General features: G+C 52.5%; 22 protein-coding genes and 3 pseudogenes. 13 read left to right on the forward strand and 12 right to left on the reverse strand.

Features of this window, described 5'->3' with window-relative positions:
- Positions 1-37: 37 nt before the first annotated feature.
- Entirely contained in the window at positions 38-1,387 is a 1,350-nt protein-coding gene (xseA, locus tag ACLJPE_RS17325) for an exodeoxyribonuclease VII large subunit (RefSeq protein WP_000953174.1), read from the reverse strand.
- Between the two features lie 160 nt (positions 1,388-1,547).
- Between xseA and guaB the strand changes: the two genes are divergently transcribed.
- The 3 genes and pseudogenes from guaB to ACLJPE_RS17340 form a co-directional block, all read left to right on the forward strand.
- A complete protein-coding gene (gene guaB / locus ACLJPE_RS17330; protein WP_000944174.1) occupies positions 1,548-3,014 on the forward strand; it encodes an IMP dehydrogenase in 1,467 nt (488 codons plus the stop codon).
- 69 nt (positions 3,015-3,083) lie between these two features.
- Positions 3,084-4,661 (forward strand): glutamine-hydrolyzing GMP synthase, encoded by a 1,578-nt coding sequence (gene guaA / locus ACLJPE_RS17335; RefSeq protein ID WP_000138293.1) that lies wholly within the window; start codon positions 3,084-3,086, stop codon positions 4,659-4,661.
- A gap of 135 nt (positions 4,662-4,796) precedes the next feature.
- A pseudogene (locus tag ACLJPE_RS17340) lies at positions 4,797-5,123 on the forward strand (DDE-type integrase/transposase/recombinase); the annotation flags it as partial.
- A gap of 78 nt (positions 5,124-5,201) precedes the next feature.
- On the opposite strand, the gene ACLJPE_RS17345 reads toward ACLJPE_RS17340, so the two are convergent.
- Together ACLJPE_RS17345 and ACLJPE_RS17350 are read right to left on the reverse strand one after the other, a co-directional pair.
- A complete protein-coding gene (locus ACLJPE_RS17345) occupies positions 5,202-5,531 on the reverse strand; it encodes a DUF1493 family protein (protein WP_077911334.1) in 330 nt (109 codons plus the stop codon).
- Positions 5,516-5,737: pseudogene (locus ACLJPE_RS17350) on the reverse strand (hypothetical protein); the annotation flags it as partial. The pseudogene ACLJPE_RS17350 and the gene ACLJPE_RS17345, both read right to left, overlap by 16 nt.
- A gap of 267 nt (positions 5,738-6,004) precedes the next feature.
- On the opposite strand from ACLJPE_RS17350, the pseudogene ACLJPE_RS17355 reads away from it, so the two are divergent.
- A pseudogene (locus tag ACLJPE_RS17355) lies at positions 6,005-6,148 on the forward strand (hypothetical protein); the annotation flags it as partial.
- A 78-nt stretch (positions 6,149-6,226) separates the two neighbouring features.
- Here ACLJPE_RS17355 and ACLJPE_RS17360 read toward each other — a convergent pair.
- Positions 6,227-6,418 (reverse strand): YfgG family protein, encoded by a 192-nt coding sequence (locus tag ACLJPE_RS17360; protein WP_000075924.1) that lies wholly within the window; start codon positions 6,416-6,418, stop codon positions 6,227-6,229.
- Between the two features lie 178 nt (positions 6,419-6,596).
- Between ACLJPE_RS17360 and ACLJPE_RS17365 the strand changes: the two genes are divergently transcribed.
- Both ACLJPE_RS17365 and ACLJPE_RS17370 read left to right on the forward strand, forming a co-directional pair.
- Entirely contained in the window at positions 6,597-6,734 is a 138-nt protein-coding gene (locus ACLJPE_RS17365) for a hypothetical protein (protein ID WP_001581698.1), read from the forward strand.
- Positions 6,735-6,830: 96 nt separating this feature from the next.
- The gene (locus tag ACLJPE_RS17370; RefSeq protein WP_000773660.1) at positions 6,831-9,044 is read left to right on the forward strand and encodes a sensor domain-containing phosphodiesterase; all 2,214 of its coding nucleotides are present in this window, start codon (positions 6,831-6,833) and stop codon (positions 9,042-9,044) included.
- Between the two features lie 35 nt (positions 9,045-9,079).
- On the opposite strand, the gene ppx is transcribed toward ACLJPE_RS17370, so the two are convergent.
- From ppx to purM, 4 genes are all read right to left on the reverse strand, one after another.
- Positions 9,080-10,621, reverse strand: a complete 1,542-nt coding sequence (gene ppx / locus ACLJPE_RS17375) for an exopolyphosphatase (protein WP_001123330.1) — start codon at positions 10,619-10,621, stop codon at positions 9,080-9,082.
- 4 nt (positions 10,622-10,625) lie between these two features.
- A complete protein-coding gene (gene ppk1 / locus ACLJPE_RS17380) occupies positions 10,626-12,692 on the reverse strand; it encodes a polyphosphate kinase 1 (RefSeq protein WP_000529555.1) in 2,067 nt (688 codons plus the stop codon).
- 188 nt (positions 12,693-12,880) lie between these two features.
- Positions 12,881-13,519 carry a phosphoribosylglycinamide formyltransferase gene (gene purN, locus ACLJPE_RS17385; protein WP_001028588.1) on the reverse strand — a complete coding sequence of 213 codons (639 nt, stop codon included), beginning with the start codon at positions 13,517-13,519 and terminating at the stop codon, positions 12,881-12,883.
- Entirely contained in the window at positions 13,519-14,556 is a 1,038-nt protein-coding gene (purM, locus tag ACLJPE_RS17390; protein ID WP_000130477.1) for a phosphoribosylformylglycinamidine cyclo-ligase, read from the reverse strand. The genes purN and purM overlap by 1 nt, the downstream gene beginning before the upstream one ends.
- Positions 14,557-14,969: 413 nt before the next feature.
- On the opposite strand from purM, the gene upp reads away from it, so the two are divergent.
- The 3 genes from upp (at position 14,970) to ACLJPE_RS17405 (ending at position 17,769) form a co-directional block, all read left to right on the forward strand.
- Positions 14,970-15,596, forward strand: a complete 627-nt coding sequence (gene upp, locus ACLJPE_RS17395; protein ID WP_000706208.1) for a uracil phosphoribosyltransferase — start codon at positions 14,970-14,972, stop codon at positions 15,594-15,596.
- An 87-nt stretch (positions 15,597-15,683) separates the two neighbouring features.
- Positions 15,684-16,973: a uracil permease gene (uraA, locus tag ACLJPE_RS17400; protein ID WP_000198344.1), complete on the forward strand. Its 1,290-nt coding sequence runs from the start codon at positions 15,684-15,686 to the stop codon at positions 16,971-16,973.
- 94 nt (positions 16,974-17,067) lie between these two features.
- The gene (locus ACLJPE_RS17405; protein ID WP_061835882.1) at positions 17,068-17,769 is read left to right on the forward strand and encodes a DnaA inactivator Hda; all 702 of its coding nucleotides are present in this window, start codon (positions 17,068-17,070) and stop codon (positions 17,767-17,769) included.
- Between the two features lie 26 nt (positions 17,770-17,795).
- Here the strand turns inward: ACLJPE_RS17405 and arsC are convergent, their stop codons facing one another.
- Both arsC and bepA read right to left on the reverse strand, forming a co-directional pair.
- Complete coding sequence (arsC, locus tag ACLJPE_RS17410; RefSeq protein ID WP_000132650.1) at positions 17,796-18,155, reverse strand: arsenate reductase (glutaredoxin); 360 nt, start codon at positions 18,153-18,155, stop codon at positions 17,796-17,798.
- 39 nt (positions 18,156-18,194) lie between these two features.
- The gene (gene bepA, locus ACLJPE_RS17415; protein WP_000489631.1) at positions 18,195-19,658 is read right to left on the reverse strand and encodes a beta-barrel assembly-enhancing protease; all 1,464 of its coding nucleotides are present in this window, start codon (positions 19,656-19,658) and stop codon (positions 18,195-18,197) included.
- Positions 19,659-19,865: 207 nt separating this feature from the next.
- Here bepA and ACLJPE_RS17420 point away from each other — a divergent pair, with 207 nt between their 5' ends.
- The 4 genes from ACLJPE_RS17420 (at position 19,866) to ACLJPE_RS17435 (ending at position 24,877) form a co-directional block, all read left to right on the forward strand.
- Positions 19,866-20,933: an AI-2E family transporter gene (locus ACLJPE_RS17420; RefSeq protein WP_000892056.1), complete on the forward strand. Its 1,068-nt coding sequence runs from the start codon at positions 19,866-19,868 to the stop codon at positions 20,931-20,933.
- Between the two features lie 275 nt (positions 20,934-21,208).
- Complete coding sequence (locus ACLJPE_RS17425; protein WP_031602049.1) at positions 21,209-22,396, forward strand: sugar diacid recognition domain-containing protein; 1,188 nt, start codon at positions 21,209-21,211, stop codon at positions 22,394-22,396.
- A gap of 67 nt (positions 22,397-22,463) precedes the next feature.
- The gene (locus ACLJPE_RS17430; RefSeq protein WP_000200859.1) at positions 22,464-23,732 is read left to right on the forward strand and encodes a GntP family permease; all 1,269 of its coding nucleotides are present in this window, start codon (positions 22,464-22,466) and stop codon (positions 23,730-23,732) included.
- A gap of 5 nt (positions 23,733-23,737) precedes the next feature.
- Positions 23,738-24,877, forward strand: a complete 1,140-nt coding sequence (locus ACLJPE_RS17435) for a glycerate kinase (protein WP_031602051.1) — start codon at positions 23,738-23,740, stop codon at positions 24,875-24,877.
- Between the two features lie 46 nt (positions 24,878-24,923).
- Here ACLJPE_RS17435 and bcp read toward each other — a convergent pair whose 3' ends face one another.
- Positions 24,924-25,394: a thioredoxin-dependent thiol peroxidase gene (gene bcp, locus ACLJPE_RS17440; protein ID WP_001068686.1), complete on the reverse strand. Its 471-nt coding sequence runs from the start codon at positions 25,392-25,394 to the stop codon at positions 24,924-24,926.
- Positions 25,394-25,966: a glycine cleavage system transcriptional repressor gene (locus ACLJPE_RS17445; RefSeq protein WP_031602052.1), complete on the reverse strand. Its 573-nt coding sequence runs from the start codon at positions 25,964-25,966 to the stop codon at positions 25,394-25,396. Before ACLJPE_RS17445 ends, bcp begins: the two co-directional genes overlap by 1 nt.
- Positions 25,967-26,081 lie beyond the last annotated feature (115 nt).

Below are 26,081 nucleotides of genomic sequence, written 5' to 3' on the forward strand. Positions count from 1 at the left end.
CCCAACATCGCGCTGCAAAGGGTGGGGGAATGTTGGATTACGTGCCCGGCGTGACGGATTTGACTTCACTTTCAAGCCAGCCGTCCTCCAGTCTCGTGGTCATGATATCGCCTGCTTTGACCTGTTTGATCTTTTTCAGCACTTTGCCGTCCGTTGTCGTCGAAACCGTATAGCCGCGCGCCAGCGTGGCTAACGGGCTGACCGCCTCCAGATGCGTGACCGCGTTGCCAAAGCGTTCGCGCTGTTCGCTTAACCGTGAGCGGATATTCTCCGTCAGACGATATTCCAGCTGTTGGATGCGCGACTGCGCACGGTGAATGCGCGGCTGCGGATTTTGCTGGCTCAGGCGTTGACTTACGCGCTGTTGGCGCTGAGTGGCCTGCTTAATTCTGGCCTCAAGCGCAAATCCCATCCGTTGGCGTAAACGTTCCAGCGCGGTTTGCTGGCGGGCCAGACGCAGTTGCGGATGTTGCTGTTGCAGACGGTGAAAAATCTGCGTGAAACGACGGCTGCGGTTGGCGAGGTAGTAGTCCATCGCCATGCCCAGGCGCTGCTGGGCGGACTGAATCTGACGCAACAACTCCTGCTGGTTGCGGCTGACAATTTCTGCCGCTGCTGATGGCGTCGGCGCGCGCAGGTCGGCGACAAAATCAGCTATCGTCACGTCCGTTTCGTGACCGACGGCGCTGACCACCGGAATACGGCTGGCAAAAATCGCCCGCGCCACGCGTTCGTCGTTAAAACTCCACAAATCTTCCAGCGAACCGCCGCCGCGTCCGACGATCAGTACATCACATTCGCCGCGCGCGTTCGCCAGTTCGATAGCACGAACGATCTGCCCCGGCGCGTCGTCGCCCTGGACTGCGGTTGGATAGATAATAACGGGCAGGGATGGGTCACGACGCTTTAGCACGTGGAGAATATCGTGCAGCGCCGCGCCGGTTTTCGAAGTGATCACCCCAACGCAGTGGGCCGGGGAGGGCAACTGCTGTTTATGCTGCTGATCGAACAAGCCTTCGGCCTGCAGTTTGGCTTTTAGCTGCTCATATTTCTGCTGCAACAAGCCTTCGCCCGCGGGCTGCATACTTTCGGCGATGATTTGATAATCGCCGCGCGGCTCGTACAGCGTGATATTGGCGCGGACTAACACCTGCTGCCCGTGCTGCGGGCGGAACGTCACCCGGCGGTTGCTGTTACGGAACATCGCACAGCGCACCTGAGCGGTATCGTCTTTGAGCGTAAAGTACCAGTGGCCCGACGCAGGCTGCGTGAAATTAGAAATCTCGCCGCTGATCCATACCTGTCCCATCTCCTGTTCCAACAGCAGACGAACCGTCTGGTTAAGGCGGCTTACGGTAAAAATTGAGGAAGTTTGAGAGGATAACATGTGAGCGGGATCAAATTCTAAATCAGCAGGTTATTCAATCGATAGTAACCTGCTCACGGGGGATCGCAAGCACTATTTGCAAAAAAATGTAGATGCAACCGATTACGTTCTGTATAATGCCGCGGCAATATTTATTAACCTCCCAGGTGAGATATTGCCCATGCTACGTATCGCTAAAGAAGCCCTGACGTTTGACGACGTCCTCCTTGTTCCCGCTCACTCCACCGTTTTGCCGAATACTGCCGATCTCAGCACGCAGTTGACGAAAACCATTCGTCTGAATATTCCTATGCTTTCTGCGGCGATGGACACCGTGACGGAAGCGCGCCTGGCAATTGCCCTAGCCCAGGAAGGCGGCATTGGTTTTATCCACAAAAACATGTCCATCGAGCGCCAGGCGGAAGAAGTTCGCCGCGTGAAGAAACACGAGTCCGGCGTAGTGACCGACCCGCAGACCGTCCTGCCAACCACCACGTTGCATGAAGTGAAAGCCCTGACCGAGCGTAATGGCTTCGCGGGCTATCCGGTGGTGACTGAAGATAACGAGCTGGTGGGTATCATCACCGGTCGTGACGTGCGTTTTGTGACTGACCTGAACCAGCCGGTGAGTGTTTACATGACGCCGAAAGAGCGTCTGGTGACCGTTCGTGAAGGCGAAGCCCGTGAAGTCGTGCTGGCAAAAATGCACGAAAAACGCGTTGAAAAAGCGCTGGTCGTTGATGATAACTTCCATCTGCTTGGCATGATTACCGTAAAAGATTTCCAGAAAGCGGAACGTAAACCAAACTCCTGCAAAGATGAGCAGGGCCGTTTACGTGTCGGCGCGGCGGTTGGCGCAGGCGCGGGCAACGAAGAGCGCGTTGACGCGCTGGTGGCGGCAGGCGTTGACGTACTGCTGATCGACTCCTCTCACGGTCATTCAGAAGGCGTGTTGCAACGTATCCGTGAGACGCGAGCTAAATATCCTGACCTGCAAATCATCGGCGGCAACGTCGCGACGGGCGCAGGCGCTCGCGCACTGGCGGAAGCCGGTTGCAGCGCGGTGAAAGTGGGTATCGGCCCGGGTTCCATCTGTACCACTCGTATCGTGACTGGCGTGGGCGTTCCGCAAATCACCGCTGTTTCTGACGCAGTTGAAGCGCTGGAAGGCACCGGGATTCCGGTTATCGCTGACGGCGGTATCCGTTTCTCCGGCGATATCGCCAAAGCCATCGCCGCAGGCGCGAGCGCTGTCATGGTGGGCTCTATGCTGGCCGGTACCGAAGAATCCCCGGGCGAAATCGAACTCTACCAGGGCCGTTCGTACAAATCCTACCGCGGTATGGGTTCTCTGGGCGCGATGTCCAAAGGTTCCTCCGACCGTTACTTCCAGAGCGACAACGCCGCCGACAAACTGGTGCCGGAAGGTATCGAAGGCCGCGTAGCCTATAAAGGTCGCCTGAAAGAGATCATTCACCAGCAGATGGGCGGCCTGCGCTCCTGTATGGGGCTGACCGGTTGTGCTACCATCGACGAACTGCGTACTAAAGCGGAGTTTGTGCGTATCAGCGGTGCGGGTATCCAGGAAAGCCACGTTCACGACGTGACCATCACCAAAGAGTCCCCGAACTACCGTCTGGGCTCCTGATTTTCTTCGCCCGACCTTCGTGTCGGGCGATTTATTTAATCTGTTTCACTTGCCTCGGAATAAGCGTCAATGACGGAAAACATTCATAAGCATCGCATCCTCATTCTGGACTTCGGTTCTCAGTACACTCAACTGGTTGCACGCCGCGTGCGTGAGTTGGGCGTTTACTGCGAACTATGGGCGTGGGATGTGACAGAAGCACAAATTCGTGACTTCAACCCAAGCGGCATTATTCTTTCCGGCGGCCCGGAAAGCACCACCGAAGAAAACAGCCCGCGCGCGCCGCAGTATGTCTTTGAAGCAGGCGTGCCGGTATTTGGCGTCTGCTACGGGATGCAGACCATGGCGATGCAGCTTGGTGGTCATGTAGAAGGTTCTAATGAGCGTGAATTTGGTTACGCGCAGGTCGAAGTATTGACCGACAGCGCGCTGGTTCGCGGTATTGAAGATTCCCTGACCGCCGACGGCAAACCGCTGCTAGACGTGTGGATGAGCCACGGCGATAAAGTGACGGCGATTCCGTCCGACTTCGTGACCGTCGCCAGCACCGAGAGCTGTCCGTTCGCCATTATGGCCAACGAAGAAAAACGCTTCTACGGCGTACAGTTCCACCCGGAAGTGACTCACACCCGCCAGGGTATGCGTATGCTGGAGCGTTTTGTGCGTGATATCTGCCAGTGTGAAGCCCTGTGGACGCCGGCGAAGATCATCGACGACGCCGTGGCGCGCATTCGCGAGCAGGTGGGCGACGACAAAGTAATCCTCGGTCTCTCCGGCGGCGTGGATTCCTCCGTAACCGCAATGCTGCTGCACCGCGCGATCGGTAAAAATCTGACCTGTGTTTTCGTCGACAACGGCCTGTTACGCCTCAACGAAGCCGAGCAGGTGATGGACATGTTTGGCGACCATTTTGGTCTGAACATTGTTCACGTACCGGCAGAAGACCGCTTCCTGTCCGCGTTGGCTGGTGAGAACGATCCGGAAGCCAAGCGTAAGATCATCGGTCGCGTTTTTGTGGAAGTGTTCGACGAAGAAGCGCTCAAACTGGAAGACGTGAAATGGCTGGCGCAGGGCACCATCTACCCTGACGTTATCGAATCTGCGGCGTCTGCAACCGGTAAAGCGCACGTCATCAAATCTCACCACAATGTCGGCGGCCTGCCGAAAGAGATGAAGATGGGGCTGGTTGAACCGCTGAAAGAGCTGTTCAAAGACGAAGTGCGTAAGATTGGTCTGGAGCTGGGCCTGCCGTACGACATGCTGTATCGCCATCCGTTCCCGGGGCCGGGCCTCGGCGTGCGCGTACTGGGTGAAGTGAAGAAAGAGTACTGCGACCTGCTGCGTCGCGCGGACGCTATCTTCATTGAAGAACTGCGTAAGGCGGATCTGTACGACAAAGTCAGCCAGGCGTTCACCGTCTTCCTGCCGGTCCGTTCCGTAGGCGTCATGGGCGATGGTCGTAAGTATGACTGGGTGGTCTCCCTGCGTGCCGTCGAAACCATCGACTTTATGACCGCGCACTGGGCGCACCTGCCGTATGACTTCCTGGGTCGTGTTTCCAACCGCATTATCAATGAAGTCAACGGGATTTCCCGTGTGGTGTATGACATCAGCGGTAAACCACCGGCTACCATTGAGTGGGAATAAGCCGATAACCCTTCCTGTGTTTTCATGAACAGGTAAAGGTGAATTTAACCCTCTGTTTTTACAGAGGGTTTTTATTTATGTGCATAGATGAGCTTTCTGTGTAGCGCACAGCTCTTGACGGCAAATTTGACGTAATTACGAACCCACGAAGGTTGGCTGTATCTTGCCGTGGTCGTTGATTTGTTCTCGCGCAAAGTTATCGGTTGGTCAATGCAACCACGAATGACAAAAGATATTGTCCTGAATGCGCTTCTGATGGCCGTGTGGCGACGTCATCCCCAAAAACAGGTGCTGGTTCAGTCTGATCAGGGTAGTCAGTACACCCGCTATGAATGGCAGTCGTTCCTGAAATCGCACGGACTGGAGGGCAGTATGAGCCGTCGTGGCAACTGTCATGACAATGCGGTTGCAGAAAGCTTTTTCCAGCTACTGAAGCGTGAGCGGATAAAGAAAAAGATCTACCAACGACTCAGAAGTGTCCAGATTATCCGTGGCGATTCAGCCCAAATAAGGGGTATTTAAAATATAATAACTTATTCTTCAACTATATAACCAACGTCCAGCTTTAGCACTTTCACCGAGCATACCAACTGTTAGTGGCTTACGCGGATCAGGCTCTTTACTTCCAAAATACTCTGGATTCAGATAGTTGAGTATGTCAAATCCTTCTGAATCTACATTCCAACGCTTGAAGTACTCTTGTAGAAATTCTTCACTATCTTCAAAAACGAGTTTAAGATCATCCCTAATACTGGTATCAAGCGTGATGGTTCGCTTTGACCCACAGAGAAAGTACTTTTTAGTGTTATATTCCTGATCGATAAAATCGATAATTTCTTTCTCAATATCTCTCATTAGAAGTACGTCCACTGAATGCGATCTTTAGGAACCGCCACACGATTAAATGTATCTTTAATATCACGCTGGATATCATAAATCGTAGTGAATGTCATAACCCAACCGAGCCAGGGTACATTACGACCAACGAAACGACCTAAATTATTCGTTGAGCTTAGCTGCAATGAATTGATGGTTTTGCCTGTCAACGTTGGTAATCTGATCCCTCGTGGCTCTTTACAAAACAAATTCTGACGTATGGGACTGGTCACCTTATTCTCCTCCCACGATGGTTATCTTCCTGATTTCGCATTGGCTCTGGCGGATAGGGCGGAACCGCAGGTGACCTTTGAGTATACGTTTACGGTAAAGCACTGCATCGACACAATAGCGGGTTTCCTGAAGCGCGTTGAGGTTGAGCCGCATCCGGCTATCGTAGAGATACTCACACAGTTTGAGAGTACCGTACGCCAGTGCCCGCTGGGATGCCAGATTTGCCCTGAACTTGTGCCAGCTACCGGGAGTTTAACCACGCTGAAGGCTATCGGATTTTGTATTCGGTCGAGGGAATCTTAGTAACCGCGCATATGATCTTATCACCCAGGCAGGATATGCCGCGGTTGCTCTTTAAGCGTCTGATCATGGCCTGAACCCATTGAGTGGGATTGTCTTTTTGCGTTAACGCTAAAGCTCCTTTTTCTTGCGCGGGCTTTTTAACGGATAACAGCTTAACGTTGTCCCGGCGTGGTGACAGAAAGCGATGACTGTTGCGCTTCTTTTTTATCCTGATGGTGCTGCCAGGCGCCGATAGAAGAGTAGACGAAACGTCCAAAGAAGAAGAGAAAACTGATAAGCAGTACGATACGGGTCATGCGAGTGTTAAATCGATGTCGTTTTCGCATACTGTTGGCCTGACTCACAAAGGGTTCCTTAACGTTGGCCCAGCGGTATGGGCGGGATCAGGCTGGGTTCTTCAAGGGTATTATCAAGGCGAAGAACGTAACAAGCCTGCGTTCACTCTACATTAAGGCATACTGCGAACCGATGGTCAATTCCTCTTAATGTAAAATTGCGTCAGTTGATTTATCTTATATTGTTATGGAAGATAATTTTAGTATTTACATTAATAATAAATTAATGATAACAAAGAATAAAAAGACGAATAAAGGCTGCAGGAGAAAGGTAATAATTGACTTAAATCAAATGTTACTTTTGTTTAATAATTACAATCGATGACTATCGTGTGATGTATATCGCATCATCAATTTAAAGTCAGGTGGGATGCCTGTCTGTTAACGCCCCTTTGGGATTGGGGGGTTCTGCTGAGCATCTATGAAACTAAATAAAACTTATATAAATATCAGAGATAAATGGTGGGGACTACCGCTCATTCTCCCTTCGATTTTACTACCTGTTTTAAGTAGCGCAAATACTTATGCGCTTACCAGCACTGGAAATGTGGTTCTTTTTTACCTGCCGTTAGCTTTTATGCTTAGCCTGATGCTCTTTTTCGGCTGGGCAGCAATGCCGGGCATTGTGCTTGCTATCTTCTGGCGCAGATACCCGCAGACAGGTCTGTATGAAACCCTTTCTGTGACAATGCACTTTATCATTACTATCGTGCTAAGTTGGGGCGGTTATCGTGTCTTTTCCCCCCGGCGAAATAATGTTTCCCACGGCGACGCCCACCTGTTGTTTCAACGAATGTTCTGGCAGGTATTTTGTTCAGCAACATTATTTCTGGTCATCTACCAGTTTGCCGCTTTTGTTGGCATGTACGAAAGTAAAGCCAGCCTGATGGGGGTAATGCCCTTTAATATCAACACGCTGATTAATTACCAGGCGTTACTGGTCGGTAACCTTATCGGCGTGCCATTGTGCTATTTTATTATTCGTACTCTCCGCAATCCGCTGCACCTGCGCGGGTATTATCAGCAATTAAAGCTACAGATTGATAGCAAGGTCACTAAAAAAGAGATCGTTATTTGGCTGGCCGTATTGACTACACTAATGTTTATACTGTGTATGCCATTGACTGATAATAGTTCAATATTTAGTACCAACTATACGCTTTCGTTATTATTGCCGGTCATGCTGTGGGGCGCGATGCGCTATGGCTATAAGTTTATTTCAATTATCTGGGCCGTCGTGCTAATTACGTCAATTCATTATTATCAGCGTTATATGCCCTGGTATTCAGGTTATGATACGCAATTAGCGATTACCTCTTCGAGCTATCTGGTTTTTTCTTTTATTGTTAATTATATGTCTGTGCTGGCCACGCGCCAGCGCGTAGTGAGTGGTCGCGCACGGCGGCTGGCCTATCTTGACCCGGTTGTACATCTTCCCAATTTACGTGCGTTAAACCGCGCGCTCCAAAATGCGCCCTGGTCTACGATCTGTTTTTTACACGTGCCGGGTCTGGAGCTATTGGGTAAAAATTATGGCGTCATGCTACGCATCCAGTATAAGCAAAAGCTCTCTCACTGGATTACGCCGATGCTGGCCTCAAATGAGTGCGTCTACCAGATGTCAGGGCACGACCTGGTGCTGCGTCTTAATACAGAGGCGCATCAGCAGCGTATTGAAGCGCTGGATAAACATATTAAGCAGTTTCGGTTTATCTGGGACGGACTGCCGCTACAGCCGCCTGTCGGCGTGAGCTACTGCTGCGTGCGTTCTCCGGTTAGCCACCTTTATCTGCTGTTGGGCGAATTAAGCACCAGTTCCGATCTTTCGTTGACGACTAACGCGCCGGAGGATTTACAGCGGCGCGGCGCAATGCACCTGCAGCGCGATTTGAAGGGCAGAATTGCGATGATGAATCGGCTGCAACAGGCGTTGGAGCACGATCATTTTTTCCTGATGGCGCAGCCTATTTTCGGTGTTCGTGGGGACGTTTACCATGAAATTTTACTGCGACTCAGGGATGATAACGGCGACGTTATCAACCCAGACAATTTTTTACCCGTGGCGCATGAGTTTGGTTTGTCTTCCGCTATCGATCTCTGGGTGATTGAAAACACGCTGCGGTTTATGGCGGCCAGCCGGGAATATATGCCCGCGCATCGTTTTGCCATTAATCTGTCGCCAACATCGGTATGTCGCGCCCGTTTTCCTGCAGAAGTTAAGCAGTTGCTTAAACAATATCAGGTTGAACCCTGGCAACTGGTTTTTGAGGTAACGGAAAGCAACTCTCTCACCAATGCTGAGCAGGCGCAGTTGACGCTGGGACAGCTACAGCAGTTTGGCTGTCAGATAGCGATTGATGATTTCGGTACAGGCTACGCCAGCTATGCGCGGCTGAAAAACGTTAACGCCGATATTCTTAAAATTGATGGCAGTTTTATTCGCAATATAGTGTCAAACAGTCTCGATTATCAGATCGTGGCTTCTATTTGTCATTTAGCGCGAATGAAAAAAATGCAGGTCGTCGCGGAGTATGTCGAGAGCGAAGAAATACGAAGCGTCGTGCTGTCGTTGGGGATCGACTATCTTCAGGGATATTTAATTGGCGAGCCGCAGCTATTATCTGAGATTCAGTAAAGGCAGACGCCGCAGCGCGGCGTCTGATCCACAATTTACGCGGCGATCTCCGGCGAGCTTTCTTCCTCAATATTGAGACGCCAGCCAGTTACCGCTTCCCAGTACTGCTGTTCTTTTTCCAGATCAAGCAGTACCAGCGCATTCTGGCTGAACCAGTCATGCGGAAAACATAACGTCCAGTGGCTGTCATCGGTCGTTAGCCGCAGCGTCGGCGGCGTGGTGGTCGCCTGCCGCTGGTTGTTCAGTAATACGCCCAGCCGAAGTAGCTGAATTAACGGCAGATACTGTTTTTTCTTAAACAGCGTAAAGCGGGGCATATCATCCAGTTTTATGGCTTTACGATGATAACGCACCAGCGTCGCCATCATCATTTGCTGCTCCTGATTAAAGCCGGGCAAATCGCTGTGTTGCAGAATATAAGCCGAATGGCGATGTAAACCGCTGTGATTAATATTCAGTCCAACCTCATGCAGCATTGCCGCCCAGCGGAGCAACGCTTCAAGCTGCGGATGCGCCAGTTTTGGCTGCTGGGCCTGCCACTGCTCGTACATTTGCATGGTGGTTTCCAGCACGCGTCTGGCCTGTTCTCTGTCAATGTTGTATTGATTGGCCAGACTTTTTGCGGTACGGCTGCGAACATCCTGATGGCGGAAGCGGCCTTCCATTTCATACAGCACGCCTTCGCGCAACGCGCCGTCGGAAAGGCGAAGCTCGCGGATAGCCAGAGCATCAAAAACGCCGCACAGAATCGCCAGGCCCGGCACAAAGACCGCTTTTCGTTCTTCAGACAGACCCGGCAGGCTGAGCGCATTAAAGGAGCGGTGCTTCAACACTTCTGACTTCAGTTTATCGAGGCGCTCCGGCGTAATGAAGCCATCTTTCTCACCCAGCGCCAGGAGAACTTCATGAGCGGCCTTAATCGTACCGGAAGCGCCCATCGCCACGTTCCAACCCTGAATACGATACTGCCAGGTTAAGGTTTCCAGTTTTTGCGCTGCCGCCATTCGGGCGCGCTGGAAGTTTTCTTTATTGATAACGCCGCCGGGAAAGTAGAGCTGCGCGAAGCTCACGCAGCCCATACGACGGCTTTCAACCAGCCTGGGTTCGAAGTTTTCGCCAATGACCAGCTCTGTTGACCCGCCGCCGATATCGATCACCAGCTTGCGGCCTTTTTCCGGCTGCGTATGTTCTACGCCCATAAAAATCAGGCGCGCTTCTTCGTTACCGGAAATAATCTCTATCGGGTAGGGAATAACCTTTTCCGCGCGTTTGAGAAAATCAGCGGCATTTTGCGCCTGACGTAACGTATGGGTGCCTACGATACAGACGCTGGAAGGGGAGAAACCTTGTAAGCGTTCAGCAAACAACGACAGACAGCTAAGCCCTCGTTCCATGGCTTCTTCGCTGAGTTTGTTATCCGCGCCCAGCCCGTCCGCCAGATGGACGCGCTGTTTTAAGCGCCCGATAATCTGCATTGCGCCGTCAACCACGCGGGCAATGACCATATGAAAGCTGTTTGAGCCGAGATCGACCGCAGCGAACTCCTGTGGGCGAGGGGATTTATCGTAAATTGGCATAGCGTTAGTCTGGTTGCTCGAGTGATTTGATGTAGTCATAAATTGCCAGCTGCGCCTGGACTTTACGGCGATTGCCGCGCGGCACGTAGCGGTTGCTGAGTTCTTTATCGATAAAACGCGCTTTTACCGTGTCGCTAAACAGAATGTCAATGATATCCAGGACGCGTTGTTTAAGCCGCGGGTCGAGGATAGGCGTAGCGACTTCGATACGGTAGTCAATATTACGCGTCATCCAGTCAGCTGAAGAGAGCCAAACTTGCTTATCACCGCCGTTTTCGAAAATATAAACCCGATCGTGCTCCAGATAGCGATCCACAATGCTAATCGCACGAATATTATCGCTAATGCCTTCCAGTTGCGGAATAAGAGAACACATACCGCGCACCAGCAGATTGACCTGGACGCCCGAACCCGACGCGGCGTATAGCCTGTCGACCAACCCTTTATCGACCAGGTTGTTAAGCTTTAACGTAATCCCTGACGGTAAGCCTTGCTGGGCATTGGCGATTTCACGATCGATCATCTCATACAGCAGACGCCGTGAGTTTTGTGGAGAAACCATCAAATAATCGAAAGTGACCGGGCGATAGGGGTTTTCAATAAAATTAAAGACCCGGCGCACTTCATTGGTAATGCGCGCATCGGCGGTCAGCAGCGAATAATCGGTATACAGCCGCGCTGTTTTTTCGTTGAAGTTACCGGTGCCGATATGCGCATAACGCACCACGTCATCGCCCTCTTTTCGTGAGATGAGGAAGAGTTTGGCGTGAATTTTCAGCCCAGGCGCAGAGAAAATAACATGGACGCCCGCTTCGGTTAACCGCTTGGCCCAGTGAATATTCGCCTCTTCATCGAAGCGCGCCTGCAACTCCACCACCACGGTGACTTTTTTGCCGTTATGGGCGGCATGGATCATCGAGTCAATAATGCGCGAGTCTTTCGCTACGCGATAAATATTGATTTTGATCGCCAGCACGCTTGGGTCAAACGACGCCTGACGCAGCAGTTCCAGCACATGTTCAAAGGTGTGATAAGGATAATAGAGCAGCACATCACGTTCACGAATCGCGTCGAAACCGTTACGAAACTTCTCTTTATCAAACCAAAGATGGCGTAACCGCGGTAACGGTTTATTGACCAGGTTGGCTTTACCGACATTCGGAAAATTAATAAAGTCTTTAAAATTGTGGTAGCGCCCGCCGGGTACGATTGAGTCATACCGGGAGATCGTCAGTTTTTCCCGCAGCACGTCGACCAGCGCGGCGGGCATATCGCGTTGATAGACAAAGCGCACAGGTTCAGCGGTCAGGCGCTGCTTCAGGCTGGAAGACATCAGCTCCATCAGACTGGATTCCATCTCATGCACCAGGTCATATTCGGCATCGCGGGTCATTTTCATCGAATAGGCATTAAGCGCGTCATAGTCGAAGAACCCTTTAAAAATGTCATCCAGGCAGTAGCGCAGAATATTATCCAGAAGAATCATCGGCTTGCGTCTGCGCGGTGTCTCCGGCGGCAGATTAACGAAGCGTGGGACTTTGTCGGACGGTATCTCCAGCAGCGCATAGTTGATGGTATCGCCGCGGATAATCTCCACCGCCAGATAGGTGTAATCATCTTTTAAAAACTGAACAAGATCCGTCTCCCGGTTAATGAGAATCGGGGTAATATGCTGGCGCAAATAGTGCTTAAAATAGTGGCGCAACCAGCTTTGTTGGTTCACCGAGAGCTGACGCTCGTTGATCAGAAAGATTTGATTACGCGCCATTTCCAGCAGTAATTCGTTGTACAGGCCGTCGAACTCCTGGTCTGCTTTCAACACGCGGGACTGAATTTTGCCTAACAAATGGCGTGAATGAGAATTTGAACCCTGTTCTTCGCTGATAATAATGCGTCGTTTCAGTTCAGCGAAACGCACTTTGTAGAACTCGTCGAGGTTATTAGAATAGATTCCCAGGAACCGCATCCGCTCAATCAACGGGTTGGATTTATCCGCTGCTTCCTGTAACACGCGTTCGTTAAATGCTAACCAGCTCAGTTCTTTCTCGATATATAGCTTTTCCTGACCCATTACTACCTATACTCCGTTTTATTCACGGGACACTGCCTGATGATTATGGCGAGCATTACGCGTTAATGTCCAACTGCGCCAGAAAAATATGACAATAAACTGATAGCATAAAGGAAGGGAAAAGAGTAGGCCGGATAGGCATTTATGCCGCCATCCGGCAAGCAGACGCAGTCCTGTTCGATGACGTATTATTCGTCAGACGCATAACCTTGCGGCGGCAGACGACGCCCGTCCAGCCAGGCGGCGTTATCGCGCATCTTTAGACGCCCCTGCGCAAACCAGCCAATCACCAGCGGATAAATCGCATGTTCCTGAGTTTGTACGCGTGCGGTGATATCATCTTCGCTGTCGTCGGCAAAAACCGGCACCTTCGCCTGGAGAATGACCGGGCCGCCGTCGAGTTCGTCTGTCACGAAATGCACCGAGGTACCGTGCTCCTCATCGCCGTTTTCCAGCGCCTGGCGATGGGTATGCAACCCCGGATATTTTGGCAGCAGGGAAGGGTGAATGTTCAGCAGACGCCCGTAGTAATGCGCGACAAACATCGGACTCAGAATACGCATAAAACCGGCCAGCACGACCACATCGGGCGCATACGCGTCTATCTTGCGAATCAACTCGCGATCGAAGGCGTCGCGGCTGTCAAACCGATCGGCAGTCAGCGCTTGCGCCGGAATGCCTGCTTCTCTGGCGCGTTCAAGGCCGAACGCGTCGGCCTTATTGCTGAATACTGCCCTGAGGGTGCCTTTAATTTTCTTCGCTTCGCAGGCATCGATAATCGCCTGTAAATTGCTTCCATTGCCGGAAATCAGCACCACAATATTCATTATTCAATAACCACACGCTGTTCGGAATCAGAGGCTTTGATGATACCGATTTTCCATGCGTTTTCACCTTTCTCGTTTAGCAGAGCAAGCGCTTTGTCCGCTTCCGGAGCGGAGAGCGCAATCACCATGCCGACGCCGCAGTTAAAGGTACGGTACATTTCATGTCGGCTGACATTACCGGCGGTTTGCAGCCAGGTAAAGATGGCGGGCCACTGCCATGACGACTCATTAATTACCGCCTGGGTATTCTCCGGCAGAACGCGCGGAATATTTTCCCAAAAGCCGCCGCCGGTGAGGTGGGCGATAGCGTGTACATCGACGTTTTCAATCAGTTCCAGAACCGATTTTACGTAGATACGGGTCGGTTCAAGCAGATGATCGGCCAGCGGCTTCCCTTCCAGCAGAGTGGTCTGTGGGTCGCAGCCGCTAACGTCAATAATTTTCCGCACCAGCGAATATCCATTCGAGTGCGGGCCGCTGGAGCCGAGCGCAATCAGCACGTCGCCTTCGGCAACCCGGGAGCCGTCGATGATTTCTGATTTTTCGACTACGCCGACGCAGAAACCCGCCACATCGTAATCTTCGCCGTGATACATGCCCGGCATTTCCGCCGTCTCGCCGCCAACCAGCGCGCAGCCGGATTGCAGGCAGCCTTCGGCAATACCGTTGATCACGCTGGCGGCGGTATCGACATCCAGTTTACCCGTGGCATAGTAATCGAGGAAAAACAGCGGTTCCGCGCCCTGAACGACCAGATCGTTTACGCACATCGCCACCAGATCAATACCGATAGCGTCGTGACGCTTTAAGTCCATCGCCAGGCGAAGTTTGGTGCCTACGCCGTCAGTGCCGGAAACCAGTACCGGTTCACGATATTTTTGCGGCAACGCGCACAGCGCACCGAAACCGCCCAGACCGCCCATAACCTCCGGGCGGCGAGTTTTCTTCACTACGCCTTTGATTCGATCAACCAGAGCGTTACCCGCATCAATATCGACGCCGGCATCTTTATAGCTAAGAGAGGTCTTATCGGTCACTGCCTGATTCCCCACGTTTTTTCTTGCGGTAAAAGTTAAATTCGGCGCAATTCTAACAGGGAAAGCAAACGTTTGCGAGCGTGGTCTGCGCCCTGGATATCCGGACGATTTTTTTGGCATGGTTTCGGTCGCTGCTTGAAAATTTCTCTGTTGGTAAAAAAGAAAAGGATATCCAGCACTTGGTTTACGACAGGTGGCCTGGACAGGCTATTCATCCTTAAAATTGCTAAGATTCAAACGGTTGTTAGCCTTTATCGCCTGTTTCAACGTGAGTGATTTATACTCACTTTTCCGCTATCTGCGCTTTTGGTTGATCCAGGTCAAGCATACATTGTGTTGCGTCAGAGAGGAAAAGCGGTATAATCCGGCGATTTTTTTTGTGGTTGCCAGTCATCTGAGGATAGGAGAAGAGTATGAAGATCGTGGAAGTCAAACACCCACTCGTCAAACACAAGCTGGGTCTGATGCGTGAAAACGACATTAGCACTAAACGCTTTCGTGAACTCGCCTCAGAAGTAGGCAGCCTGCTGACGTATGAAGCGACAGCCGACCTGGAAACGGAAAAAGTCACCATCGAAGGCTGGAATGGCCCGGTGGAAATCGACCAGATCAAAGGTAAAAAAATTACCGTTGTGCCGATTCTGCGGGCGGGTCTGGGCATGATGGAAGGCGTTCTGGAAAATGTACCGAGCGCGCGTATCAGCGTAGTCGGGATGTACCGTAACGAAGAGACGCTTGAGCCAGTACCTTATTTCCAGAAACTGGTATCGAACATTGATGAGCGCATGGCGCTGATCGTCGACCCGATGCTGGCGACCGGCGGTTCTGTCATCGCGACCATCGACCTGCTGAAAAAAGCAGGCTGTAGCAGCATTAAGGTGCTGGTACTGGTCGCCGCGCCGGAAGGCATTGCGGCGCTGGAAAAAGCGCACCCGGACGTTGAACTGTACACCGCCTCTATCGATCAGGGGCTTAACGAGCACGGATACATTATTCCGGGGCTTGGCGATGCCGGCGATAAGATTTTTGGTACCAAGTAAGTGAATAAATAATTAAAAGCCGACTTTAAGAGTCGGCTTTTTTTTGAATAAAACAACTCATAACAAACACACTTAGAGGAAAACACTATGACGCGCCGTGCTATCGGGGTGAGTGAAAGACCGCCGCTTTTACAGACAATCCCGCTTAGTTTACAGCACCTTTTCGCCATGTTTGGCGCGACCGTGCTGGTGCCAGTTCTGTTTCATATCAACCCCGCGACGGTGCTGCTGTTTAACGGTATCGGAACGCTGCTGTATCTCTTTATCTGCAAAGGTAAAATTCCGGCCTACCTCGGATCGAGCTTTGCCTTTATTTCCCCGGTACTACTGCTGTTGCCGCTGGGTTATGAAGTGGCGCTGGGCGGTTTTATTATGTGCGGCGTGTTGTTCTGTCTGGTTTCTTTCATCGTTAAAAAAGCGGGCACCGGCTGGCTGGATGTGATGTTCCCGCCTGCGGCAATGGGCGCAATCGTTGCCGTCATCGGTCTGGAGCTGGCTGGCGTCGCGGCGGGGATGGCCGGATTGCTGCCTGCGCAAGGGCAGTCGCCGGACACGAAAACAATTATCATCTCCATGGTCACGCTGGCGGTGACGGTGTTCGGCTCCGTACTGTTTCGCGGTTTCCTGGCGATCATTCCGATTTTGATCGGCGTGCTGGCAGGCTATGCGCTGTCATTCGCGCTGGGAGTGGTCGATACCACGCCCATTGCCCAGGCACACTGGTTTGCGCTGCCGACCTTCTATACGCCGCGTTTTGAATGGTTCGCGATCCTGACGATTCTGCCCGCGGCGTTGGTCGTGATCGCCGAGCATGTCGGTCATCTGGTGGTGACGGCGAATATCGTCAAAAAAGATCTGGTGCGCGATCCCGGTTTGCACCGCTCGATGTTCGCTAACGGACTGTCGACGATCGTCTCCGGTTTCTTCGGCTCCACGCCGAATACCACCTATGGGGAAAATATTGGCGTCATGGCGATCACCCGCGTTTACAGTACCTGGGTTATCGGCGGCGCGGCGATTTTCGCCATTCTGCTTTCCTGCGTCGGCAAACTGGCGGCGGCGATTCAGATTATCCCGTTACCCGTGATGGGCGGCGTCTCACTGCTGTTGTACGGCGTTATCGGCGCGTCGGGGATTCGCGTCTTGATCGAATCGAAAGTCGATTACAACAAAGCGCAAAACCTGATCCTCACCTCGGTGATTTTGATCATCGGCGTGAGCGGCGCGAAAGTGCATATCGGCGCGGCAGAATTGAAAGGGATGGCGCTGGCGACCATCGTCGGGATTTGCCTGAGCCTGATTTTTAAACTGATTAGCCTGTTGCGTCCGGAAGAAGTGGTACTGGAGGCAAATGATGCGGAGTCTCCGCATCAGTAACGGGTTGCCGGGCAGCGATGCTGCCCGGTTCTATCTCAAGGGAATTATGTGGTAAACTCAGCGCGATTTTATGTCATCCTGGGTTGAGGTATCTCTGAACACACCGGCACAGCTCTCTTTGCCACTTTATCTTCCTGACGACGAAACTTTCGCAAGTTTCTGGCCGGGGGATAACGCCTCTCTACTGGCCGCGTTACAAAACGTGTTGCGCCAGGAACATAGTGGATATATCTACCTTTGGGCGCGTGAAGGCGCGGGCCGCAGCCATTTGCTGCACGCCGCCTGCGCTGAACTGTCGCAGCGTGGAGATGCGGTAGGCTACGTCCCGCTCGATAAACGTACCTGGTTCGTGCCGGAAGTGCTCGACGGTATGGAACACCTCTCGCTGGTGTGTATTGATAACATTGAATGTGTCGCTGGCGATGAACTGTGGGAGATGGCGATCTTTGATCTCTATAACCGCATTCTGGAGTCCGGTAAGACGCGGTTATTGATCACCGGCGATCGTCCGCCAAGACAGTTAAATCTGGGCTTGCCCGATCTCGCTTCCCGTCTGGACTGGGGGCAAATCTATAAACTCCAGCCTCTTTCCGATGAAGACAAACTTCAGGCGCTACAGTTGCGCGCCCGGTTACGGGGGTTTGAACTGCCGGAAGATGTCGGGCGGTTTTTACTCAAACGTCTTGATCGCGAAATGCGCACGCTGTTTATGACGCTGGATCAGCTCGATCATGCGTCGATCACTGCCCAGCGAAAACTGACGATCCCGTTTGTCAAAGAGATCCTGAAACTGTAATACGCCGCGACGGCGGCGTTCAACGGTTAACCGAGGATGTCCAGCACCTGCTCAGGCGGTCGGCCAATGCGCGCCTGACCATTTGCCACCACAATGGGGCGCTCCATCAGTTTAGGGTGTTCAACCAGCGCCTGGATTAACGCCTCTTCACTCAGCTGGCTATCCGCCAGATGAAGCGTTTTATAGAGATCTTCTTTTTGGCGCATCAGTTCGCGCGCGCTGGACATGCCCAACATACGCAGCAGTTCTCGCACGGTGGCGGCGTCAGCGGGCGTATCCAGATAAAGCACCACTTCCGGTTCCACGCCGTTAGATTTCAGCAGGTTCAGCGTGTCGCGGCTCTTCGAACAGCGCGGGTTATGGTAGATTTTAATCGTGTCGGTCATGAGTTCTCCTTGTGACGCCATCCGGCTAATAAACGGCGATTACATTTTCGTGTATGGCTTGAAGCGTTCCTGTAACTGGCGCAACTGGTCGATACGCGCATCGTAACGCGCCTGTTGCTGGCTACCCAGTTTTGCCTGGGCGCTGGCGCTACTGAGCAGTGAAATTGCCTGATCCAGTCGTCCCGCCAGCGCATAACTTTCAGCGCGCGCCGCCAGCTCCTGATCGCGGTTGTTCAGCGCGGCTTCGGCCTGAGCAAGCAGATCCCAGCCGTTACCGTCATCTTTATGGCTAAAGGTGTAGCGATTCAGAATGGTTTCCGCCGCTTTTGGCTGGCCTCCCTGGAGGTACGCATTGGCGAGGTTTAACTGCAGCACAGGATTAACGCGCAGATCGCGGGCATTTTTCAGGCGATTAATCGCGTCGTTGGCTCTTTTCTGCCCCAGGTCAATATCGGTGGCGAGGTCAAGATACCAGGCATTGTTCGGTTCCGCGCTTAACAACGGCTGCAACGTTTTGCGCGCTTCATCGTACTTGCTCGCTTCCATCGCCTGCAACGCCCGGCCATATTGCGCCGCATGTTGCTGACGCACGTTGCCTTTAGACCACTGATCCAGCAGGTCGCTGGTAAGCTGGTTACGTCCGGAATTGTACATTCCCAGGGCGCGCGCTTTGGCGAGATAAAAGTCGGCGGAAGATTGCACCACGACCGGGCGCATCTGGTTGGCACGGTTGCGGGCATCCGCAAGGCGGCTTTCCGGTAAGGGGTGAGTGAGCAAAATTTCAGGCGGACGCGTGGAGTAACGCGCCTGGTCGAGCAGTTTTTCGAGGAAAGAGGGCATCGCCTGTGGGTCAAATCCGGCGCGTTGCAGTACCTGAATACCAATACGGTCGGCTTCTTGCTCATTTTGCTGGGTGAAACTTATCATTCCCTGGCGCGTTCCCGCCAGAGTACCGGTTAGCGCAGCCATACCGGCCTGTGGGCTAGCCATGGCCAGCAAAATGGAACCCAGCGCGCCCACCCAGGTAAGCGGCGCGCTGCGCTTTTGATCTTCCATCGCGCGCGCCAGATGGCGCTGCGTCACGTGGGAGATTTCATGCGCCATGACTGAAGCTAGCTGGCTTTCGTTATCCGCGTAGCGAAAAAGCGCCGAGTGCAGCACCACATTGCCGCCAAAGAACGCGAACGCGTTGATTTCGTCATTATTGATCAAGAAAAAATGGAAGGGCGTTTTGACGGAGTCGGCGTGCGAGACCAGACGCATACCCAGCGCGTTAATGTATTGCACCAGCAGCGGATCGTTGATTAACGGCGCGCTGCCGCGTAGCTGGCGCACATAAAAGTCGCCCATTTGCATCTCTTGTCCGATAGAAAGCGTGCTTCCTGCCGAGGTTCCCATATCGGGCAGCGTGTCGGCAGGGTCGGCAAATGCGGGCGCGACCTGACCGAGAGCCAATGCTGCAATGAGGGTTGCCACCAGGTTTTTTTTCAACTGCCTGAACATAACCTCTATCCTGTTGTTTTGAGATAGCCCTTTGACCAACGTCGTGAAATATCGTTCCACGCTCCGACACTTCATAAGTGTAACTGTGATGAGCACAGACTCACTATTTTAGTTTCCTGAATCAACGATAAAAAGCGAAGTCTTTTTTGTGACATTTCGATACAATTCGGCATCACAATCCCGCAGTTGAGTTCTGGGAAGGGTTTTATGCTCGAAATGTTAATGCAATGGTATCGCCGTCGCTTCAGCGACCCGGAGGCGATTGCCTTGCTGGTCATTCTGGTGGCTGGTTTTAGCATCCTCTTTTTCTTTAGCGGCCTGTTAGCGCCGCTGCTGGTCGCAATCGTACTGGCCTACCTGCTGGAGTGGCCGACGGCGCGCCTGCAGGCGATTGGCTGTTCCCGGCGCTGGGCAGCCTCCATTGTCCTTATCCTCTTTGTCGGCATTCTGTTATTAATGGCGTTTGTGGTGATGCCGATTGCCTGGCAGCAGGGTATTTACCTGATTCGTGATATGCCCGGTATGCTGAATAAACTGTCCGATTTTGCCGCGACCTTGCCGCGACGCTATCCGGCGCTGATGGATGCGGGCATTATTGATGCGATGGCGGAAAACATGCGTACCCGGATGCTTAACATGGGCGATTCGGTGGTGAAGTATTCGCTGGCTTCGTTAGTCGGGCTACTGACGCTGGCGGTATATCTGGTTCTGGTGCCGCTGATGGTCTTTTTCCTGGTAAAAGATAAAGAGCAGATGCTGAATGCCGTGCGCCGCGTGCTGCCGCGTAATCGCGGGCTGGCGGGGCAGGTGTGGAATGAGATGAATCAGCAGATCACCAACTATATCCGCGGAAAAGTGCTGGAGATGGTGGTGGTGGGCGTGGCGACCTGGCTGGGCTTTTTGCTGTTTGGCCTCAATTATTCGCTACTGTTGGCGGTACTGGTGGGCTTTTCGGTCCTGATCCCCTATATCGGCGCCTTTGTGGTGACAATTCCGGTGGTGGGCGTCGCGCTGTTTCAGTTTGGTCTGGGGACGGAATTCTGGAGCTGTTTTGCCGTTTATCTCATTATTCAGGCGCTGGATGGCAATCTGCTGGTACCGGTACTTTTCTCCGAAGCGGTGAATTTGCATCCGCTGGTGATTATTCTGTCAGTGGTGATTTTCGGCGGTCTGTGGGGTTTCTGGGGAGTGTTTTTCGCCATTCCATTGGCGACGCTGATTAAAGCCGTTGTCCATGCCTGGCCGGATGGTCAGGTGACAGATGCCTCATCCTGAGCGGTCTGTACAAAAGTTGTAAAGCGTGAACGACATCATAGTGCCCTGCCGCCATTTTGCGCACGCCTGATGAGGGACAAGCGCTTAGAAAGCCGCTCTTTTTTTAATGCCGCGCCGTGTTGCGGCATTTTTATTGTCGGAACCTACAAAATTCTCGCTGTAAAGCCGCCAAAATTTGGTGACTTAACCTAAGCATTCTTCTGAGAAATTCGTTAATAAGTGACATCATTGATGCGAGATTGCTTTTTTAATGTAAAGCGATAACGAAACAGGGAATGAGTGTGTTGAGAAAACATTACTTGAAAGGGTATACCGCGCGGCAAATTGTACAGCGAGCCATGAAAATTATTCCTTACTCGGTAAACGTCATGGATGAACATGGCGTCATTATCGCGTCTGGCGAACCTTCGCGGCTTCGCCAGCGTCACGAAGGGGCCATTCTGGCGCTGAAGGAAAACCGTATTGTAGAAATTGATTCCGCTACCGCCAATCAGCTAAAAGGCGTGCGATCCGGCATTAATCTTCCCATCTCTTTTCATGAACAGCTTATCGGCGTGGTCGGCATTACCGGCGAGCCGGAGGAGGTTCGCGCGTATGCCGAGCTGGTTAAAATGGCGGCGGAGCTGGTGATCGAGCATATGGTGCTGATCGAACAGCGACAGTGGGATAAACGCTATCGCGAAGAGCTGATCAACCAATTGATTTTGCGAGAAAATTCAACAGAGTCGTTGCGCTCCATGGCGGCCTATCTGGGCATTGATCTGGCGGTTCCCAGAGTGGTGCTGATTATTGAACTTTCCCAGCCGGATCGCGAAGCGCTGCGCAATGTAATGGATTATTTCGAGAATCACGCGCGCAACCATTTGGTGACGTTTACCGAATTTAATGAATTAATCATTATTAAGCCTATCACGTTAAAAGAGGGAAAGTGGAATACCCGCCAGGAAATGGGCGAATTGCAGATTTTTAAATCATGGGCTGCATCATCGGGCTTTAGCCGTATTTTGGTTGGGGGTTATTTTGCCGGCGAGACGGGATTGCACCGATCTTTGCTCACTGCGAGAGCCACGCAGGCGATGGCGAAAAGACAAAAGCTGCGCAGCCAGTACATTTTTTATCATGACCATGCGCTTCCCGCGCTGCTAAGCGGGCTGTCTGAAAGTTGGCAAGTGCAGGAGCTATCGCGTCTGTGGCTGCAACTGGCGCAACATGACGCGAAAGGCGTATTGCAACAGACGCTGCGGACCTGGTTTGAACATAATTGTGACCTGACGCAAACAGCCAAAGCATTGCATATTCATGTGAATACATTGCGCTATCGCTTACAGCGCTGTGAGGATATTACACACATAAAAATCAACGAGTTAAAAAGTACGCTTTGGCTTTATATCGGTATGGAGCTCCAGGCCGAATCTGTACTGTCCGACAAGTTACCGCTGCCTGGTCGAATCGAAATTTGTTGAAAGCTCCAGCGGATTTTTAGGCGGGTTTTTCCATACTGCGCGCTCCATGTTAAAGGAGGCGCAGTATATGACGTCGATATCCACCCTGGGAGCCATTGCCGCATTGGTTGTGGCCATCGTATTAATTTTAAGAAAAGTGTCGCCAGCCTACGGCATGATGGCGGGCGCGCTGGTCGGCGGTTTGATTGGCGGCGCCGATCTTCTGCAAACCGTGTCGTTGATGGTGTCAGGCGCGCAGGGCATCGTTAATGCCGTATTGCGTATTCTGGCCGCAGGCGTACTGGCGGGCGTATTAATTGAGTCCGGGGCGGCGAATACGATTGCTGAGACGATTGTCCGCAAAGTGGGGGAAACCCGGGCATTATTGGCATTAGCCATTGCCACACTATGTTTGACTGCCGTCGGCGTATTTATTGATGTGGCGGTGATTACCGTCGCGCCGATTGCGCTGTCGATTGCGCGTAATGCAGGCCTGTCAAAAAGCGCTATTCTGCTGGCGATGGTTGGCGGCGGCAAAGCGGGTAACGTGATGTCACCTAACCCGAACGCTATTGCCGCCTCCGATGCGTTTCATGTTCCTCTTACCTCTATTATGCTGGCGGGCGTGGTTCCGGGCATCGTTGGGCTTATTATCGCCTATCTGTTAGCGAAACGGCTGAATAATAAAGGCGCGGGCGTCGCCGATCATGAAGTGACTCACCATGATGACTCCGTCGCCAGACCCGGTTTTCTGGTGGCGATTAGCGCGCCGCTGGTCGCTATTTTCCTGCTTTCTCTCCGTCCGTTTGCCGGCATTTCCATTGACCCGTTAATTGCCCTGCCCGTAGGGGGATTGGTCGGTCTGCTGTTGATGGGACGCGCGCGCCACTGTAACCAGTACATGGTCGCTGGTCTGATGCGTATGGCGCCTGTCGCTATTATGTTGCTGGGAACCGGTACGCTGGCCGGCATTATCGCTAATTCCGAACTTAAAGATGTCCTGATTCATGGCCTCACCGCTTCGGGATTGCCGTCCTGGCTGCTGGCGCCCGTGTCTGGCGCCATGATGTCAATGGCGACGGCCTCAACCACGGCGGGAACGGCGGTGGCGTCCGGCGTTTTCTCTCCCACGTTACTTGAACTTGGCGTTTCCGCCCTAGCGGGAGCCGCTATGATCCATGCGGGCGCCACGGTGCTGGACCATCTGCCGCACGGCAGCTTTTTCCACGCGACGGGCGGCAGCGTCAATATGCAAATTCATGAACGTTTAAAGCTAATGCCGTATGAAACGCTGGTGGGGTTAGCCATTACCTTTATTTCTACTCTGATGTTCGGTTTCTTTGGTTTTGCAGGATAATCCCTATGAAAATTGTTATTGCTCCTGATTCATTTAAAGAAAGTTTGTCCGCAATGGCGGTCGCTGAGGCGATAGAAAAGGGGTTCCGCGAAATTTATCCTAACGCCGACTACGTTAAAGTGCCCATGGCGGATGGCGGGGAAGGAACCGTACAATCAATGGTGGAGGCCAGCGGCGGGCGTTATGTCGACCAGTGGGTACAAGGCCCGCTTGGGCAACCGGTGACCGCGCGCTGGGGAATGCTGGGCGATAGCGATACCGCCGTGATTGAAATGGCGGCGGCATCTGGGCTGCATCACGTTTCGCCTGAATTGCGCAACCCGCTTAATACCACCAGCTACGGCACCGGCGAGTTAATCGTCGCGGCGCTGGAGCGTGGCGTAAAGCGTATTATTCTGGGAATTGGCGGCAGCGCGACGAATGACGGCGGCGCGGGGATGATGCAGGCGCTTGGCGTTATATTGCGCGATAAACAGGGGCGCTCGCTTTCTCCGGGCGGCGAGGCGCTGGCGGCGCTGGCCTCTATCGATCTGTCCGGTTGTCACCCATTGCTGCGTAAGGTATCGATAACCGTGGCGTGCGATGTCAACAATCCGTTGTGTGGTCCCCAGGGCGCATCGGCCATTTTTGGCCCACAAAAAGGGGCGACAGCGGAAATGGTGAACACCCTGGACGCGGCGCTGGAAAACTGGGGCCGACATATTTATCAGGCTACGGGACGTGAGGTGATTAACGCTCCCGGCGCGGGTGCGGCAGGTGGAATGGGCGCCGCGCTTTTAGGATTGCTCAATGCGGAATTACGCGCCGGCGTAGAGATTGTTGTGGAAACGCTACAGCTTGAGCAGGCGGTTAAAGATGCCGATCTGGTGATTACCGGAGAAGGGCGGCTGGACAGCCAAAGTATTTGCGGCAAGACGCCGATTGGCGTCGCCAGAGTGGCGAAGCGGTATCATAAACCGGTTATCGCGCTCGCCGGTGGGCTGCAACACGATCATCACGTTGTGTATCAGCAGGGTATCGATGCGGCGCTGTCGATTTTGTCGCATATCGTTACGCTGCCGGAAGCCTTACACGAGGCGGAATATAACCTGAGCCTGTCGGCGCGCAATGTGGCGGCGATATGGCGTCTGGCGCGGCAAGCCTGACGGCACATTCCCTTTCCAGGCCGCACATTAGCGCGGCCTGAGGCTTTTACGCGTTTTCTTTCAGCCAGTTCAGCACCACATCATGGTGATTGCTGGTTTTAAAATCATTAAAGACGTGTTCAATCTTACCATCAGCGTCAATCAAAAAGCTGATGCGGTGAATGCCGTCATACGTTTTGCCCATAAACGACTTTTCGCCCCAGACGCCGAACTGTTCACACACCTGATGGTTTTCATCGGACAAAAGGGTAAAGTTCAGCAGCTCTTTTTCAGCGAAACGGGAGAGTTTTTCAGGTTTATCGGTGCTGATGCCCAGCACGTCCACGCCTGCTTTTTTGAGCTCGTCCATGTTATCGCGTAAGCCGCAGGCCTGCACGGTACAGCCGGGTGTCATGGCTTTTGGGTAGAAATAAACCAGAACGCGCTGTCCCTGGAAGTCGGTCAAATTTACTTGTTCCCCGTCTTGATCCGGCAAGCTAAATTTCGGTGCGATATCACCGGCTTTCAGTGGATTCATTACTTAACTCCATCCTGTTCATCATGTTGTGAGTAATTGACGACGTTTATACTGCCTTGCGCATTGAGTTCTGTACATAGTGCTTTAAAGGCTTGCTCAATATTTGCGGAATTTTGCGACGCCGGGCTATGTGCGGTGATTTGAATAAATAATTGCGCAGCTTTATCACCTTCAGCCGGCTGTGTGCGGGAGACCAGCTCCGCAATATTCATTTCATGACTATTAAACAGCGCGGTGAATCGCTCAATTAAATGCGGGGAGTCGGCGACCTCAACCTGAACCCATACCGTCGCGGGCATTGCCGGGCGGTGGCGGTCGGACGTCCGTTTCATCACAATCAGCAGATCCAGCTCCGCGCCTTTTAACGGCAATGTCGATTCAATCAAGGTAATCGCGTTCCACGTGCCGGACAACAGCATAATAAACGTGAATTCATCGCCCAGCATCGCCAGTCGGCTGTCTTCGATATTACAGCCGCAACTGCTGACATGGCGAGTAATGGTATTCACAATACCGGGCCTGTCGGCGCCCAGCGCAGTGATAACCAAATAGTGTTGTGATGACGGTGTCAAACCAGTTATTCCTTTGAGCGGTGAGGTAATCTTAAGGAAACCATAAAAAAAACCTGCATACAACAATCAGAACGGCTTTGGTCGCTTGCTTTTATTGCCATACCAAACGTACCAT

This window comes from Salmonella sp. SAL04196 (assembly GCF_046550835.1).
In the GTDB taxonomy this organism is placed as follows: domain Bacteria; phylum Pseudomonadota; class Gammaproteobacteria; order Enterobacterales; family Enterobacteriaceae; genus Salmonella; species Salmonella enterica.

Excerpts from the sequence above, each read along its gene's own strand:
- ACLJPE_RS17420 (WP_000892056.1), top strand. The coding sequence starts at position 19,866 with ATGCTCGAAATGTTAATGCAATGGTATCGCCGTCGCTTCAGCGACCCG.
- ppk1 (WP_000529555.1), bottom strand. The coding sequence starts at position 12,692 with ATGGGTCAGGAAAAGCTATATATCGAGAAAGAACTGAGCTGGTTAGCA.
- arsC (WP_000132650.1), bottom strand. The coding sequence starts at position 18,155 with ATGACCGACACGATTAAAATCTACCATAACCCGCGCTGTTCGAAGAGC.
- ppx (WP_001123330.1), bottom strand. The coding sequence starts at position 10,621 with ATGCCAATTTACGATAAATCCCCTCGCCCACAGGAGTTCGCTGCGGTC.
- guaA (WP_000138293.1), top strand. The coding sequence starts at position 3,084 with ATGACGGAAAACATTCATAAGCATCGCATCCTCATTCTGGACTTCGGT.
- purN (WP_001028588.1), bottom strand. The coding sequence starts at position 13,519 with ATGAATATTGTGGTGCTGATTTCCGGCAATGGAAGCAATTTACAGGCG.
- ACLJPE_RS17370 (WP_000773660.1), top strand. The coding sequence starts at position 6,831 with ATGAAACTAAATAAAACTTATATAAATATCAGAGATAAATGGTGGGGA.
- guaB (WP_000944174.1), top strand. The coding sequence starts at position 1,548 with ATGCTACGTATCGCTAAAGAAGCCCTGACGTTTGACGACGTCCTCCTT.
- bepA (WP_000489631.1), bottom strand. The coding sequence starts at position 19,658 with ATGTTCAGGCAGTTGAAAAAAAACCTGGTGGCAACCCTCATTGCAGCA.
- uraA (WP_000198344.1), top strand. The coding sequence starts at position 15,684 with ATGACGCGCCGTGCTATCGGGGTGAGTGAAAGACCGCCGCTTTTACAG.
- ACLJPE_RS17365 (WP_001581698.1), top strand. The coding sequence starts at position 6,597 with ATGGAAGATAATTTTAGTATTTACATTAATAATAAATTAATGATAACA.
- upp (WP_000706208.1), top strand. The coding sequence starts at position 14,970 with ATGAAGATCGTGGAAGTCAAACACCCACTCGTCAAACACAAGCTGGGT.
- ACLJPE_RS17435 (WP_031602051.1), top strand. The coding sequence starts at position 23,738 with ATGAAAATTGTTATTGCTCCTGATTCATTTAAAGAAAGTTTGTCCGCA.
- ACLJPE_RS17430 (WP_000200859.1), top strand. The coding sequence starts at position 22,464 with ATGACGTCGATATCCACCCTGGGAGCCATTGCCGCATTGGTTGTGGCC.
- bcp (WP_001068686.1), bottom strand. The coding sequence starts at position 25,394 with ATGAATCCACTGAAAGCCGGTGATATCGCACCGAAATTTAGCTTGCCG.
- xseA (WP_000953174.1), bottom strand. The coding sequence starts at position 1,387 with ATGTTATCCTCTCAAACTTCCTCAATTTTTACCGTAAGCCGCCTTAAC.
- ACLJPE_RS17425 (WP_031602049.1), top strand. The coding sequence starts at position 21,209 with ATGAGTGTGTTGAGAAAACATTACTTGAAAGGGTATACCGCGCGGCAA.